Raw genomic sequence first — 15,802 nt, 5'->3', positions numbered from 1 at the left:
AAAGAGAAACACATCCAAATGGATGTGTTTTTTTGTGGAGTAAAGTGTGCAGTGGCTATGTCTTTTCGTTTAAGTAACGGAAAAGAAGAATAGGAATTTTATCAGAAGTGACTTCTAAAAACTCTTTTATAAAAGGAAAATCATTTGTAGAGTAATGATGGAGCAGGTCGCCAAGCCACTCCGTTTCATAGCGACATATCATACTTAAGTTATAGAGAAGGAGATAGTGAACCGTAACTTCTGATATATTCTGACCTGGTATTTGTTGTTTTGGAATAATCATTTCAGTTGTTATATCAGACTTTTTTACAGCATTTATGTATTGTAGCAAATCGTGTAACTCAGGAATGCACTTAAATAAATTAATCATTTTATATTTCTCGCCTTCCAAATGTTTCACATGAAACATTTTTTCAGAAAAATGTGTCAATAATCCGTTCTTCTGTACTTTAACCTCGTCATAAAGAAATTCGTACTGTAATTTTTTCCGTTTTCGGGTTGAAACCCCATGAGCAAGCACTTGGCTATTTTCTGGGTAATGAGGGTCAACTGTTAATAAACAAGCCTTTAATAATTGAATCATTCCATAAAAGAGCAAAACAGGCTGTATTTCAATAGGTGATGCTTTTGCTTGGATGTAATACTTTTGTCCATGTTCCAAAAAGTAAATAAAGCGGTAACAATTATCATAACTAATTGTTTCTGGAGAAGGGAAACCCTGTTTATGATAAAGTTTATATAAATATTTTTGTGTCATTGATGCAGACTGATATGTAGAAATGTTTTTCCAAATTGTTTTATTATCAAACATTTCTTAATTATTCCTCCTAAATAAAGTGTCAAAAAATTAGTACGAATTATCAAACTTATTTTTCCTTTCTTGACAGTTGATTATTCAATTGATAAGCTACTAATAATATTTTCAGGAAAGTTTTTAATAAATGGAAGGATGGGAGTATTGTGTGGGAAGAGAAATTTGGTAGAGAAGGACTAACCTTCGATGATGTATTACTTATACCAGCAAAGTCTGAAGTGTTACCGAAAGATGTTTCGGTTAAGACAAAGTTGTCGGATACGTTACAATTAAACATTCCACTGATTAGTGCCGGAATGGATACAGTTACAGAGGCAAAGATGGCCATTGCCATTGCTAGAGAAGGTGGATTAGGTATTATCCATAAGAACATGTCAATTGAAGCACAGGCAGAGGAAGTAGATCGAGTAAAACGCTCAGAAAGTGGAGTTATTACAAATCCATTCTACTTAACACCTGACCGCCAAGTAGTTGATGCTGAACAGCTTATGAGTAAGTATCGTATCTCAGGTGTACCGATTGTCGATGAAAATCAAAAATTAGTTGGGATATTAACAAACCGTGATCTTCGTTTTATTGAAGATTACTCAATTAAAATTGATGACGTAATGACAAAGGAAAACCTTGTTACAGCAGCCGTTGGAACAACACTTCAAGAAGCTGAAAAAGTACTGCAAAAGCATAAAATTGAAAAGTTGCCTTTAGTTGATGATGACGGCATTTTAAAAGGCCTGATTACAATTAAAGATATTGAAAAAGTGATTGAATTTCCGAATTCAGCGAAAGATCAGCATGGCAGATTAATTGTCGGTGCAGCTGTTGGAGTAACTGCAGATGCAATGCAGCGTGTGAAAGCACTCGTGGAAGCAAGCGTTGATGTTATTGTTATTGATACTGCACATGGACATTCCAAAGGTGTACTTGATAAAGTGCGAGAAGTTCGTGATGCATATCCTGACTTAAATATTATTGCCGGAAATGTTGCTACAGCTGAAGCAACGAAAGATCTAATCGAAGCAGGGGCAAATATTGTTAAAGTAGGGATTGGACCTGGATCTATTTGCACAACTCGTGTTATTGCTGGAATTGGTGTACCGCAAATTACTGCAGTCTATGACTGTGCAACTGAAGCAAGAAAGCATGGTGTTCCAATTATCGCTGATGGAGGAATTAAATACTCCGGAGATATTGTAAAAGCTCTTGCTGCTGGCGGGCATGCAGTTATGCTCGGTAGTCTTTTAGCGGGAGTATCAGAAAGTCCTGGAGATCGTGAAATCTATCAAGGACGTCAATTTAAGGTATACCGTGGTATGGGATCAATCGGAGCGATGGAGAAGGGTAGTAAGGATCGTTATTTCCAAGAAAATAACCAGAAGCTCGTTCCAGAAGGAATTGAAGGTCGTGTCCCTTATAAAGGCCCATTAAGTGATACAGTACATCAGTTAATCGGTGGTATCCGCTCAGGTATGGGATATTGTGGTACAAAAACTCTTAATGATCTAAGAGATAACGGACAATTTATCCGTATCACTAATGCAGGATTGAAAGAAAGCCATCCGCATGACGTACAAATTACAAAAGAAGCACCAAACTATTCACTTTAAGAAAAATAGATGAAAAGATAGATGGGAATATAGGACATATTCCTGTCTATTTTTTTGCAATAAAATATGTTAAAATTACGTTTATGCAAAGATAGTGGAGGTGTACGATAGGTGAAAAGCCTAATGAAGAAGTCTGTTATTTTAGGGCTTGTTAGCTTACTTTTTTTAACGAGTCTATTTAGTGTTGCGCCTGGAAAAGCTGGTGCGCAAATTGATTTGAATGTTAGTGCGGCAATTTTAGTTGATGCCGATTCAGGGAAAATAATCTATCAAAAACAAATTGATACAACACTTTGGATCGCTAGTATGACAAAAATGATGAGTGAATACTTAATTCTTGAAGCGATTGAAGACGGGAAAATTACGTGGGACCAAACTGTTCCAATCAGTAATTATGTAAGAAGTTTATCTCTGTATACAGATCTATCTAACGTTCCTTTACGTCAGGATGAAACCTATACCGTCAAAGAACTCTATGAATCAGTTGCGATTTATTCAGCAAATGCGTCAACAATAGCACTAGCTGAACTGATTGCTGGATCTGAGACAAACTTTGTTAAAATGATGAACGATAAAGCAGATGAACTTGATTTGGTAGATTATAAGTTTGTGAATTCCACAGGACTGAATAACAGTGATTTACTTGGACAACATCCTGAAGGAACTGCTGCTGATGAAGAAAATATGATGTCAGCTCGAGCAACAGCGAAATTAGCATATCACCTTATTCATGATTATCCGGAAGTATTAGATACAGCAAGCATTCCATATTTGGTCTTTAAAGAAGGTACAGAAGATGAGATTATGATGGATAACTGGAATTGGATGCTGCCAGGTACTAGAATAGGACAAGAGCATGATTTTGCTGGTGTCGATGGCCTGAAAACAGGATATACAAGTAAAGCAAAGAATAACTTTACTTCAACAGCAACAAGAAATGGTATGCGATTGATCTCAGTTGTCATGGGAGCTGAGACAAGAGCTGACCGTTTTGATGAAACAGCAAGATTATTAGAGTACGGTTTTAATAATTTTTCAAAAGAAGAAATTATCCCTGCTAACTTCCAAGCAGAGGGGCAAGAAACATTGCCAGTGAGCAAAGGAAAAGAAAAGGAAGTTTCAATTTCAACAAGTGAGCCATTAACTGTACTATTGAAAAAAGGCGAAGAAGAGTTGTACACTCCTAAGTTACAGCTTGATACAACAATTCTAACCGAAGAAGGCGAGTTGTTAGCTCCGGTTGCAAAAGATGAAGCTGTGGGTGTCTTTACCGTTGATTATTCAGGTGAAATTGACTATGAATATTTAACTGCTGGAGGAGAAACACTTGAACAAGCAGTTGTAAAAACGGATAGTGATGTTCAAAAAGCAGGCTGGTTCTCATTAGCAATGCGAGGAGTTGGCGGATTTTTCTCGGGCATTTGGACGAGTATTGCTGATACGGTTAAAGGCTGGTTTTAACAGATTGGTCTAGTTAGATAAGGGAGAGAGGTTCGATCGTAATCGGTCGAATCTTTCCTGTACATATTGAGTATTTACGACCAATAACAAGAATTTTCATACAAATATAATAATGTTCGACATTTTAATTTTACTTTTTTAACATTAATGGTAAAATGGAAAAGATCGAATATTATATCATATTCATTTGGAACATACTAAAGGAAATTTAGTAAACCATATAATTAATGAAACGACCTAGGGAGGAATTACATAATGGTTCAAACTGGTACAGATCGCGTAAAAAGAGGAATGGCTGAAATGCAAAAAGGCGGCGTTATCATGGACGTTGTTAATGCAGAGCAGGCAAAAATTGCAGAGGAAGCTGGAGCAGTTGCAGTAATGGCACTTGAGCGTGTTCCTGCAGATATTCGTGCAGCAGGCGGCGTAGCTCGTATGGCAGACCCAACAATTGTTGAAGAAGTAATGAATGCTGTTTCGATTCCTGTAATGGCAAAAGCAAGAATTGGTCATATCGTTGAAGCGAAAATCCTTGAAGCAATGGGCGTTGACTACATTGATGAAAGTGAAGTGTTAACTCCGGCTGATGAAGTATACCACCTTTATAAGCGTGACTTCACAGTTCCATTTGTATGTGGTGCTCGTGACTTAGGTGAAGCTGCTCGCCGTATCGGTGAAGGAGCATCAATGATTCGTACGAAAGGTGAGCCTGGTACAGGAAATATCGTTGAAGCTGTTCGTCATATGCGTATGATGCAAGCTCAAATTAAAAAAGTTGCTTCAATGTCAACGGATGAATTAATGACAGAAGCAAAAAACATTGGTGCATCTTATGAACTTTTACTTCAAATTAAAGAAACAGGCAAGCTTCCGGTTGTAAACTTTGCAGCTGGTGGTGTAGCAACTCCAGCGGACGCTGCATTAATGATGCAGTTAGGTGCAGACGGAGTATTCGTAGGGTCTGGTATTTTCAAATCAGACAATCCTCAAAAGTTTGCTCGTGCTATTGTTGAAGCAACAACACACTACGAAGACTATAAGTTAATTGCTGAGTTATCTAAAGGACTTGGTTCGGCAATGAAAGGGATTGAAATCTCTAATTTACAGCCATCTGAGCGTATGCAAGATCGCGGTTGGTAATAGCTAAAGCTAAGCATCCTTGAATTTTATAACATAGCCGTTTGGACAACTTCTGGGAGGGGAATTAAAATCAATCTTAGAAGCTCTAAACGGCTTTCTTTATAAAAATAAAAACACAATTGCAGAGACAAAAGGAGCAATGACAATGGTAAAAATAGGGGTTCTTGCTCTTCAAGGAGCAGTTCGAGAACATGTGAAATGTCTTACTACAGATGAGACTGAAATCATAACAGTTAAACGTGTTGAACAACTTGAAGAATTAGATGGGCTTGTTATTCCTGGCGGAGAGAGTACAACAATGCGACGGTTGATTGATAAATACGATTTCTTTGAACCATTAAAGGACTTTGCGAAATCTGGTAAACCGGTGTTTGGCACGTGTGCAGGAGCAATTTTAATGGCGAAAAAAATCGTTGGTCAAGAGCAAGGACATTTAGAAGTAATTGATATGACAGTTGAAAGAAATGCCTTTGGCCGCCAACGTGAAAGCTTTGAAGCTGAATTAATGGTAACTGGTGTTGGTGAAGATGTAACAGCAGTCTTTATTCGTGCACCTTTAATTAAAGAGGTTGGCGAAAACGTTGAAATTCTTTCTAAATATAACGAAGAAATTGTTGTAGCACGTGAAGGACAATTTCTTGCCTGCTCATTCCACCCGGAATTAACAGATGATCATCGTTTCCACCACTATTTTATTGAAATGGTTAAGCAAGCAAAAAACAATAAAGTAGTTATATAAGCTTATTCAATGGGTAAAATAATAAAAAATAGGAAAATACGTTGATAGGAAGTAGTAGTATCTTTTGCTTTGTCCAGAGAGTCGATGGATGGTGCGAATCGACCAAAGCGAGATGTGAATCCATCCTTGAGTGAACTATTGAACGCAATTTTTTGTTAGTAGGTAATTCCGGTCTATCTACCGTTATTAGATCTGAAGAGGCAATTCATTAGTGTATTGCAATTTAGGGTGGCAACGCGGGTAACTCTCGTCCCTTATAGGGACTGGGAGTTTTTTTCATGGAGAGATATAATAAAATTATACATAAAAAATTAAAAGCCATTTAGGAGGGATTGCTCATGCTAGATATTAAGCTATTGCGAGCAGAATTTGCAGAAGTAAAAAGAAAATTGGAAAATCGTGGCGAGGATATTAGTAACATTGACCGGTTTGAGGAGCTGGATAGTAAACGCCGGGAGCTAATTGTTCAGGCAGAAGAGCTAAAAGGCAGAAGAAACAGTGTTTCACAAGAGGTTGCTAAGTTAAAGAGAGAGAAGCAAGATGCTGAGCAGCTAATCGTAGAAATGCGTCAAGTATCAGATCAAATTAAAGAATTAGATATAAAATTAAGAGAAGTTGAAGAAGAATTAGAACAATTAATGCTTACGATTCCGAATGTTCCACATGAAAGTGTGCCGATTGGTTTAACTGAAGATGAGAATGTACCTGTTCGTCATTGGGGTGAGAAGGCTGAATTTACTTTTGAACCGAAAGCACACTGGGATATTGCTGCTGGCCTAAATATTGTTGATTTTGAACGAGCTGGTAAAGTAACAGGTAGCCGTTTTGCCTTCTATAAGGGGTTAGGTGCAAGACTTGAGAGAGCATTGATTAACTTTATGATGGACCTTCACCATGATGAGCACGGCTATGAAGAAGTGCTACCACCTTATTTAGTTAACCGTACAAGTATGACTGGGACAGGACAACTGCCTAAATTTGAAGAAGATGCGTTTAAAATAAGAGAAGAGGATTATTTCCTAATTCCAACTGCAGAAGTACCAGTAACAAACATGCATCGTGATGAAATTATTAATGGTGATGAACTGCCGCTTGCATATGCTGCATACAGTGCATGCTTCCGTTCTGAAGCAGGATCTGCAGGACGTGATACACGTGGTTTAATTAGACAGCACCAATTTAATAAAGTTGAATTAGTACGATTTGTTAAGCCGGAAGATTCTTATGAGGATTTAGAGAAGTTAACGGGACATGCAGAGAAAGTGTTGCAACTACTTAAACTTCCGTATCGAGTAATGAGTATGTGTACCGGTGATTTAGGCTTTACTGCAGCAAAGAAATATGACATTGAAGTATGGCTGCCAAGTTATGAGACGTATCGTGAAATTTCTTCATGCAGTAACTTTGAAGATTTCCAGGCAAGACGTGCAAACATTAAATTTAGAAGAGAAGCAAAAGGGAAGACAGAGTTTGTTCATACATTAAACGGTTCAGGATTAGCAATTGGCCGTACTGTTGCAGCAATCTTAGAGAACTATCAGCAAGAAGACGGCACAGTTGTCATTCCAGAAGTGTTACGTCCATATATGGGGAACAAAGAGGTTATTGGATAGATAAAATAATAAGGCAGTCGCTTTTTATTTTGGAAGAGGGCTGCTTTTTTAATTACAAGCCATTTTGGTTTAGAATTTAGAGTTTAGAGTGAAAACCTTTGTGAGGATCATCAAAGAAGACATCTTAGAATAGCTTTCAAACAACTCTAAACTCTAAACTAAAAACCCCCTAGCTTAACATTCGCTAGAGGGATGATGTATTAATAATTTGGTGTACGTTGTCCTGCTTTAATTTCCTCCATGTAATGACATGCTGCGAGATGGCCTTCATTCATGAATTCTGTTGCACGTAATTCAGGTACTTCTTCTTTACACTTGTCAGTCGCAAATGGACAACGTGTGTGGATGCGGCAGCCTGTTGGCGGATCAATAGGTGAAGGTACGTCACCTTTTAAGATAATACGATCTTTTTTGCGCTTAGGATCTGGAACAGGAATCGCAGAAAGAAGCGCTTTTGTATAAGGATGTTGTGTATTTTCAAATAGTGATTTTTTATCAGCAATTTCAACAATACGTCCAAGATACATAACAATAACACGATCAGAAATATGACGAACAACACCAAGATCATGTGAAATAAACAAGTACGTTAATTTAAAATCTTTTTGCAGCTGCTTTAATAAGTTAATAACCTGAGCCTGAATGGATACGTCCAGAGCAGATACAGCCTCATCACAAATAATTAACTTCGGATTCACTGAAAGTGCACGGGCGATACCGATACGTTGACGTTGCCCGCCACTAAATTCATGAGGGAAACGATCAATCTGATGAGCACCCAGTCCAACTCGTTGCATTAACTCTCTAATATAAGCATCACGCTCTTCACGTGGAACAACATTTTGAATTTCTAATGCTTCATCAAGAATTTGTCTAACTGTTTGACGTGGGTTAATTGAAGCATAAGGATCTTGGAAAATAATTTGTAAGTCTTTACGCTTTTTACGCATTTGACTTTTATTTAAGGCGAGTAAATCCTCGCCATTGAACTCTACTTCACCAGACGTTGGTTCATCAAGACGTAAGATTGCACGTCCGGTTGTTGACTTCCCACAGCCTGACTCACCTACAATACTAACCGTTTCACCTTCATAAATTGTGAAAGAGACACCATCGACCGCTTTAACGTGGTTTACCGTACGTCCGAGTAAACTACCTTTGAAATGAAGGAAAAGGGTCTCAATTTGAGACCCTTTCACTTTTTTGTCTGATGGTGTTGTATTTTATCTTATTTTGTGATAATATAATCTTTGTCAGCAAATACACGGAGGAATACCCAAGTCCGGCTGAAGGGATCGGTCTTGAAAACCGACAGGCGGGTTAAACCGCGCGGGGGTTCGAATCCCTCTTCCTCCGCCATACATATTGCTACTAACAACACTGCTTATAGTGTTGTTTTTTTATTATTTACGTTGAAAAAAGCTCCCTATATAATAGGAAGCTTTTTTGTTTGTTTATAAGTTATCCTTCTTTACTTCGGGTTGTCTTCTCGTCTTCATCAATGGTAAATCGTTTGATCATCGTTGAGAGTTGTTCGCTCGAAGCCTTTAATTGTTCAGATGAAGCGGTAATTGATTGGATTGCAGCGAGTTGCTCGTCAGTCGATGCGTTGACCTCTTCGCATGTGGCTGCCGATTCTTGAGCCATTGAGGCAAAAGATTGTATAGATGCAATAACGTTATTCTTGAACTCGTTAATGCCACCGATTTCTGTAGAGATTTCTTCAATTGATGTGGACATGTTATCTATCATCGTTGAGATCGAATCGAAGGCTTTCTCTGTATCAGCTACGACTTGATCTTGGGCAGAGGATATCTCTTTTGTTGTACCCATTTCTTGAACAGCTCGTTCTGATTCAGCTTGAATCCCTTGGATCGTACGCCGGACTTGGTCAGTTGCCCGTGAAGACTGGTCAGCTAACTTCCTTACCTCTTCAGCAACTACTGCAAAGCCTTTTCCGTGCTCTCCAGCTCTAGCGGCTTCAATTGAAGCATTTAGGGCAAGCAGGTTTGTTTGTTCGGAAATACTATTAATCGTTTGGATAACAGCCTCGATTTCTTTAATTTTTAATGAAAGATCATGAATGACTTTTTCAACTGAGTCAATTACTTCGTTTGATTCTGTTGATTTCATTCTTAATTGCTCGACTTGAATAAGCCCGTCTTTGTTAATTTGTTGTGCTTTATCTGATAGATCTTGCATTTTTTTTGTTTGGCTTGTTACATTATCGAGCTTTGTTGCGAGATCCATTGCGCTCTGTGTTGTTGAATCTGATGCGCTTGCGGACTCGCTTGCATTATTAGCAATTTCTGCAATGGCTTTAGCTACCTCTTCACTCGAAGCTGTTGTTTCCTCTGAGATTGCACTTAAGCTATCAGCTGAATCAGTTACTTGCTGAACTGATTGATCAACTGTTGTAATCACATCTTTCATATTCTTGACCATCGCATTAAAATTAGTAGTTAACTGTCCGACTTCATCATTCGTCTTTGCCGTTACTTGAACAGTTAAATCACCATTAGCAACTTTATTTACTTCTTCATTTAAGCGAACAATCGGTTTAGAAATACTTTTTGCTACATAATAAATGACGCCCATTCCAATAAGTAAAGCAATTGCTGATATGATTAAATTAGAATTTCTTGTTTCACTTGCAGCAGCCTCTAATTCGCTGTTCCTGTATACTGCACCAATTTTCCACCCTGTTTCCGCTACGGTGTTATAGACAAGGACACGTTTCGTATCTTCAAACACATAATCGATAACTCCTGTAGTATGTCCAGATTGATACATCTGACTAACAAATGGAAGATCCATTAAATTGTTTCCTTGTTCCGTAGGGTGTACGAGCGCTGTTCCTGTTTCGTCAAATAAAAATGTATAGCCGTTGTACCCGATATCGACTCCATTCGTAATACTAGCAACCTTTTCTAAGGTGATATCAATAGCAACAACTGCTAGAATAGAGTTGTTAGCTGGATCGAGTACTGCTTTTGAGCCGGTAATGACATATTCATTTGTCAGCGCGTCAATATAAGGCTCAGACCAAATGAGTGTATTTGGAGCTTGAACGGCCTCGATATACCAACCCCTTGTTGTCGGATCGAATCCTTCAGGTAAGTCGAAGTAAGGGACTGATTTGAACTCTTTGCTAGGATCAGCAATGTAAATGGTATTTACATTTTGATGGAGGTCTATGTAATTAGAAAAGTCTAATTTAAGATCCTGCCAATTGTTTTCTTTTTGTTCTTGGTCAGGACTTTTTGCATAGTGAAGCAGCGTCTGATCTTGGCTAAATAATAAAACAGTTGAACTAAACTTATCGAGATACAATTCAATCATATTTTTTACTTCTTCAACCAATCCTTCTGATTGAACCCTAACGTCGTTATTGATTTTTGAACTTGTTTGCTGATAATTCACAATCGATACGGCTGAAAGTGTTAGAATCATGATTGCTCCGAAAATAATGATTAATTTCAGATGTAATTTTTTAAACATTGTCGTCCCTCTCTTATGATTAATATTTACTAGTGCTATTCAAAATTTTAGCACAAATATCATAGGGTAATAGTTTTATTAAAATAGTTATAATAGCAAAAATATTCCCTCTTTTTTGATTTGAATTTAAAATAAGTTATATAGGATTGGTATATAAGTGCCATCATCATCAACAAAATAATAAGAATAAAAAATAAAGGGAGACCGTTATGGATGAACAGTTTTATATTGATACATATTTTATGAGTAAAGCGATAGAAGAGGCGAATAAAGCTGGGGCTAAAGGTGAAGTTCCAATTGGTGCCCTTATTGTAAAAGATGGAGAAGTGATTGCAAAAGGGTATAATCTTCGCGAAACTAATAGAAAAGCTGCTGCACATGCCGAAATGATCGCGATTGAAGAAGCTTGTCAGCGGCTAGAATCATGGCGACTGCATGACTGCACATTGTATGTCACGTTAGAGCCTTGCCCGATGTGTGCGGGGGCTATTGTGCAGTCGAGGATGGACAGGGTTGTCTTTGGGGCTATTGACCCAAAGGCTGGATGTGCAGGGACGTTAATGAATTTACTGCAGGAGGAAAGGTTTAATCACCAATCTGAAGTTGTTTCCGGCATACTTGGAAGTGAGTGCGGTGATATGTTGCGCCAATTCTTCCGGGAACTCCGTCAAAAAAAGAAAGATGAGAAAGCAATTAAGAAATAATTTTGTTACAATATAAGAAAAGATGGAGGTGCAGTATGAAACCCAATCAGTTTTCGATAGAAACAGCTAAAATACTTTCTGAAAAGCTAAAAATGCCGATAGAGCATATTATGCACACACCGCCACACATTATAATGGCCAAAATTGCACAACTAGAAAAGCAAGACCAGCAAGGGGAAAAGGAAGAAGAGTAATAGTTCCCATTATTGGTAAGAGGAAGTTGTCAGATGGTGTTGCATTTTATCTGAAAAACATCTATACTAGGTAATGCGTCAAACAAAAGACGCTCAAACATGTTTATCAATTTGTCGTGCTAAGCGGGGAGGTAGCGGTGCCCTGTACTCGCAATCCGCTATAGCGGGGCTGAATCCCTTCCCTAGGTTTTGGCATCGTGGGGTCTGACCTAAGTAAGTGGTGTTGACATTTGGGTTCTACGCAACGGAAACCCATGAACCCTGTCAGGTCCGGAAGGAAGCAGCAGTAAGTGGACCCTTCCGTGTGCCGTAGAGTAGCCTGGATCGAGCTAACTGCTTAGGTAACGCCTGGGGTGTCACTATCGAAGGAAGGTGCACGGCATTCAATTTATAAAACAGCTATCCATATTCATATGGGTAGCTGTTTTTTTAGTGATACATAACGAATGCTGACTATAGATTTCTCAAATTAGAGAGCGAGAATACTTTGAATTCTATAAAGTGAATCGGTATAATAAAATGAAGAGTCTTTGACAAGGGGGAGTATGGGATGAGTTATCAAGCGCTTTATCGTGTTTGGCGACCGCGACACTTAAACGATGTTGTAGGACAAGAGCATATTACGAAAACGTTAAAAAATGCGTTAGGGCAAGATAAATTCTCCCATGCCTATCTTTTTACAGGTCCGCGTGGTACTGGGAAAACAAGTGCTGCCAAAATTGTTGCTAAAGCTATCAACTGTGAAAAAGCACCAATTGAGGAACCCTGCAATGAATGTGAGGCTTGTAAGGGAATAGCTGATGGGTCAATAGTTGATGTCATTGAAATTGATGCTGCCTCAAACAATGGAGTAGATGAAATTCGTGATATCAGAGACAAAGTGAAGTTTGCTCCTACTGCCGTCCGTTATAAAGTGTATATTATTGATGAAGTACATATGCTATCGACAGGAGCTTTTAATGCTTTATTAAAGACGCTTGAGGAACCGCCTAAGCATGTTATTTTTATATTGGCTACAACAGAACCTCACAAAATTCCGTTAACGATTATCTCTAGGTGCCAGCGGTTTGATTTTAAACGGATTTCCAGTCATGCAATGATTGATCGAATGAAATATATTATCGGGCATTATGAAATTGGTGTGGAAGAAGAGGCCTACAATGCGATTGCCAGAGCTTCAGAAGGAGGAATGCGTGACGCTCTCAGTCTACTCGACCAAGCGATATCTTTTGCTGATCATAAGGTAGTAGCTGACGATGTGTTAGCGATTACGGGCGCAGTTTCACAAGGGTTCTTACACGAAGTTTCTACAGCTTTGAATGATAAAGATGTTGCCCGTGGATTAAAAGCGGTAGATCAATTAATTCGGGAAGGAAAGGATCCTGCCCGTTTTATAGAAGATTTAATTTATTATTTCCGTGATATGTTGCTGTACAAAACGGCACCTCAGCTTGAAGAGGTGCTAGACCGTGTTCGGGTTGATCAGTATTTTCAAGAGCTGGCAGAAAAAATTCCCCAACAATGGATCTATGAGACGATAGAAAGGTTAAATCATAGTCAGCAAGAAATGAAATGGTCAAATCAACCGAAAATCTTTTTAGAATTAGCGATAGTAAAAATATGTCAATTAGAAATAGAGAGTAACCAAAATGGTCCTTCAGCATCAACTGATTATAATGGCCTTTTGCAGCGAGTTGATCAGTTAGAAGGGATGTTGCGGAAGTTAAAAGAAGAAGGGGTAAAGAGTGCTGCAACAACGAATGAAACCCCAACAACTGTACAAAAACGTCCTGCGCTGAAAAAATCATCTCAAGGCAGGATAGAAACAGGTAAAATCAAAGAGATGTTAAATGAAGCGAGTAAACAAGACTTGAAAGCTTTAATGAGCAATTGGGGCAGAGTAATGGAAGGCATCCGCAAACAAAATATTGCTGCACATGCTTGGTTAAGTGACAGTAAACCGGTTGCTTGCTCTCCTGATTCGTTTCTCTTAGCATTTCAAAACGAAATGCACCGCGATATGGTCGACAATAAGTTCCGTGATTTTATTGAGAATGTCATCCAACAAACGTTTCATAAACATATGAAAATGTTTACAATTCTTGAAACCCAGTGGAATGAAGTGAAAGAAGAATTCATTCGTGGTCAACGAGAAGGTGAAGCTGGTAATCATAACGATGAAGAAGACCCGCTAATTGAAGAAGCTGTAAAATTAGTTGGCTCTGAGTTAGTTGAAATTATTGAATAAATACAATGATTAGGGAGGAAAAAAGTGATGAAAAACATGGGAAATATGATGAAGCAAATGCAAAAGATGCAAAAGGAAATGGCCAAGGCGCAAGAAGCATTAGGTGAAAAAACAGTTGAAGCAACTGCTGGCGGCGGCATGGTCACAGTAATTGCAAATGGTCATAAACAAATTCTTGAAATTACTATAAAAGAAGAGGTAGTTGACCCTGATGATGTTGAAATGCTGCAAGACTTAGTTCTTGCTGCAACAAACGAAGCATTGAAAAAAGTTGATGAGCTTGTTAATGCTGATATGGGTAAATTTACAAAAGGGATGAATATCCCAGGCTTATTTTAATTTTCTAGCACGAAAGCTTTTCTTAGGAGGAGAAGTAGTTGCAATATCCAGAACCGATATCAAAATTAATGGAAGGCTTTATGAGATTGCCAGGAATCGGACCGAAAACTGCCAGCCGACTGGCTTTTTTCGTTTTAGATATGAAAGAGGATGATGTTCTAGACTTTGCAAAAGCGTTAGTCAATGCAAAAAGGAACTTAACATACTGCTCTACTTGTCACAATATTACCGATGTTGATCCATGCTATATATGTAATGACAAAAAACGTGATCAATCTGTTATTTGTGTTGTTCAAGATGCAAAGGATGTAATCGCCATGGAAAAAATGAAGGAATACCATGGTGGTTATCATGTTTTGCAAGGGGCAATTTCGCCGATGGATGGTATTGGTCCGGAGGATATTAAGATACCTGAACTTTTAAAGCGACTTCAAAATGATGAAATCCAAGAGATCATAATCGCTACGAACCCGAATATTGAAGGTGAAGCGACAGCGATGTATATCTCCCGGCTTGTAAAACCTACTGGTATAAAAGTAACTAGAATTGCCCACGGCCTCCCTGTTGGTGGGGACTTAGAATATGCTGATGAAGTAACATTGTCAAAAGCGATTGAGGGTCGTAGGGAAATCTAGCTAAAAAGGGGATATCTGGGCGATGTTTTTTAGAAAGAAAGGGAGAATCCGGAAAGAAGAGGATGAACGTTTAATTGAAACAATTGATACGATAAAAGAACAACTTCTTTTGCAAAAGGGGTTAGTTCAAAGTAGTTTTGATCCTTCTGAATCGGTGTTAAATGAACTGCGCTTAAGTGAAGCAAAATATTTGTTTCTATTAAAAGAAGCTAGAATTCGAAATACAAGGAATGGAAGTCTTTGAAAGACTTCTGTTCTTTTTTTTTCTTTTGTTCATAGAATGATAATAAGATTCGATAGCTTGTCAATAAAGAGAATTGGGGGGGAAGAACGTGGATCCGGTTATTATGGTTTCATTAATAGCAGTCTTAATTTTTATTCTGCTCATCGTCGGTGCTCCATTTAGAGCATTAAGGTTTATCGGACAAGGTGTTATTCGGTTAATGATTGGTGCTTTATTTTTATTCTTTTTAAATGCTTTTGGGTCAATGATCGGGTTTCATATTCCAATCAATTTTATTACGGCTACAATTTCGGGTTTTTTAGGGATACCGGGAATTGTTGCTTTGATCGCTATAAAGCAATTTATTATTTAAGGAAACAAATGGAGAGTATCTATTTGTTTTCTTTTTTTATTTAAAAAAGTGTTGCAATATGATTTTAAAAGTGATATATTATTACTTGCCGCTGTAAACGGCATTAAGAGATAAAACAATAAACAAAAAAAGTTGTTGACATGATATTTCTTAAGTGGTAAGATAATAAAGTCGCTATCAAAAACGACAATCTTAGTTCTTTGAAAACTGAACA

Annotated in this window: 15 protein-coding genes, 1 tRNA gene, 1 other RNA gene and 1 other annotated feature; of the genes, 14 read left to right on the top strand and 3 right to left on the bottom strand. The window is 38.1% G+C overall.

All coding sequences use genetic code 11. The features are described 5' to 3' along the window. Positions 1–55: 55 nt before the first annotated feature. The gene (locus ACJ2A9_RS23000; RefSeq protein ID WP_441424034.1) at positions 56–811 is read right to left on the bottom strand and encodes a YaaC family protein; all 756 of its coding nucleotides are present in this window, start codon (positions 809–811) and stop codon (positions 56–58) included. A gap of 149 nt (positions 812–960) precedes the next feature. On the opposite strand from ACJ2A9_RS23000, the gene guaB reads away from it, so the two are divergent. The 5 genes from guaB (at position 961) to serS (ending at position 7,371) form a co-directional block, all read left to right on the top strand. Beyond that, the gene (gene guaB, locus ACJ2A9_RS22995) at positions 961–2,418 is read left to right on the top strand and encodes an IMP dehydrogenase (protein ID WP_441424033.1); all 1,458 of its coding nucleotides are present in this window, start codon (positions 961–963) and stop codon (positions 2,416–2,418) included. Between the two features lie 111 nt (positions 2,419–2,529). Continuing rightward, entirely contained in the window at positions 2,530–3,879 is a 1,350-nt protein-coding gene (locus tag ACJ2A9_RS22990) for a serine hydrolase (RefSeq protein WP_441424032.1), read from the top strand. Positions 3,880–4,134: 255 nt separating this feature from the next. Beyond that, on the top strand, positions 4,135–5,019 hold the full coding sequence (gene pdxS, locus ACJ2A9_RS22985) for a pyridoxal 5'-phosphate synthase subunit PdxS (protein WP_441424031.1): 885 nt from the start codon (positions 4,135–4,137) through the stop codon (positions 5,017–5,019). Between the two features lie 145 nt (positions 5,020–5,164). After that, entirely contained in the window at positions 5,165–5,758 is a 594-nt protein-coding gene (pdxT, locus tag ACJ2A9_RS22980; protein ID WP_441424030.1) for a pyridoxal 5'-phosphate synthase glutaminase subunit PdxT, read from the top strand. Between the two features lie 32 nt (positions 5,759–5,790). Beyond that, positions 5,791–6,016 (top strand) — a binding site (T-box leader). An 80-nt stretch (positions 6,017–6,096) separates the two neighbouring features. After that, positions 6,097–7,371 carry a serine--tRNA ligase gene (serS, locus tag ACJ2A9_RS22975; protein ID WP_441424029.1) on the top strand — a complete coding sequence of 425 codons (1,275 nt, stop codon included), beginning with the start codon at positions 6,097–6,099 and terminating at the stop codon, positions 7,369–7,371. Between the two features lie 200 nt (positions 7,372–7,571). On the opposite strand, the gene ACJ2A9_RS22970 is transcribed toward serS, so the two are convergent. Continuing rightward, positions 7,572–8,570 (bottom strand): ABC transporter ATP-binding protein, encoded by a 999-nt coding sequence (locus ACJ2A9_RS22970; RefSeq protein ID WP_441424028.1) that lies wholly within the window; start codon positions 8,568–8,570, stop codon positions 7,572–7,574. A gap of 67 nt (positions 8,571–8,637) precedes the next feature. On the opposite strand from ACJ2A9_RS22970, the gene ACJ2A9_RS22965 reads away from it, so the two are divergent. After that, positions 8,638–8,730: transfer RNA gene (locus ACJ2A9_RS22965), tRNA-Ser, on the top strand. Positions 8,731–8,832: 102 nt separating this feature from the next. On the opposite strand, the gene ACJ2A9_RS22960 is transcribed toward ACJ2A9_RS22965, so the two are convergent. Further along, positions 8,833–10,872 (bottom strand): methyl-accepting chemotaxis protein, encoded by a 2,040-nt coding sequence (locus ACJ2A9_RS22960; RefSeq protein ID WP_441424027.1) that lies wholly within the window; start codon positions 10,870–10,872, stop codon positions 8,833–8,835. Between the two features lie 209 nt (positions 10,873–11,081). Here ACJ2A9_RS22960 and tadA point away from each other — a divergent pair, with 209 nt between their 5' ends. From tadA to ACJ2A9_RS22920, 8 genes are all read left to right on the top strand, one after another. Further along, positions 11,082–11,576 (top strand): tRNA adenosine(34) deaminase TadA, encoded by a 495-nt coding sequence (gene tadA / locus ACJ2A9_RS22955; RefSeq protein WP_441424026.1) that lies wholly within the window; start codon positions 11,082–11,084, stop codon positions 11,574–11,576. A gap of 35 nt (positions 11,577–11,611) precedes the next feature. Continuing rightward, positions 11,612–11,770 carry a YycC family protein gene (locus ACJ2A9_RS22950; RefSeq protein WP_441424025.1) on the top strand — a complete coding sequence of 53 codons (159 nt, stop codon included), beginning with the start codon at positions 11,612–11,614 and terminating at the stop codon, positions 11,768–11,770. 114 nt (positions 11,771–11,884) lie between these two features. Next, an RNA gene (gene ffs, locus ACJ2A9_RS22945) (signal recognition particle sRNA large type) lies at positions 11,885–12,150 on the top strand. A gap of 170 nt (positions 12,151–12,320) precedes the next feature. Then, complete coding sequence (gene dnaX, locus ACJ2A9_RS22940) at positions 12,321–14,018, top strand: DNA polymerase III subunit gamma/tau (RefSeq protein ID WP_441424024.1); 1,698 nt, start codon at positions 12,321–12,323, stop codon at positions 14,016–14,018. 27 nt (positions 14,019–14,045) lie between these two features. Beyond that, positions 14,046–14,357 (top strand): YbaB/EbfC family nucleoid-associated protein, encoded by a 312-nt coding sequence (locus ACJ2A9_RS22935; RefSeq protein ID WP_441424035.1) that lies wholly within the window; start codon positions 14,046–14,048, stop codon positions 14,355–14,357. Between the two features lie 38 nt (positions 14,358–14,395). Beyond that, on the top strand, positions 14,396–14,992 hold the full coding sequence (gene recR / locus ACJ2A9_RS22930; RefSeq protein WP_441424023.1) for a recombination mediator RecR: 597 nt from the start codon (positions 14,396–14,398) through the stop codon (positions 14,990–14,992). Positions 14,993–15,014: 22 nt separating this feature from the next. After that, complete coding sequence (locus tag ACJ2A9_RS22925; RefSeq protein WP_441424022.1) at positions 15,015–15,236, top strand: YaaL family protein; 222 nt, start codon at positions 15,015–15,017, stop codon at positions 15,234–15,236. An 88-nt stretch (positions 15,237–15,324) separates the two neighbouring features. After that, positions 15,325–15,588: a pro-sigmaK processing inhibitor BofA family protein gene (locus tag ACJ2A9_RS22920; RefSeq protein WP_441424021.1), complete on the top strand. Its 264-nt coding sequence runs from the start codon at positions 15,325–15,327 to the stop codon at positions 15,586–15,588. Positions 15,589–15,802 lie beyond the last annotated feature (214 nt).

It is taken from the genome of Anaerobacillus sp. MEB173 (assembly GCF_052119505.1).
In the GTDB taxonomy this organism is placed as follows: Bacteria; Bacillota; Bacilli; order Bacillales; family JBJMAU01; genus JBJMAU01.
This window is presented reverse-complemented; position numbering and strand designations above follow the sequence as displayed.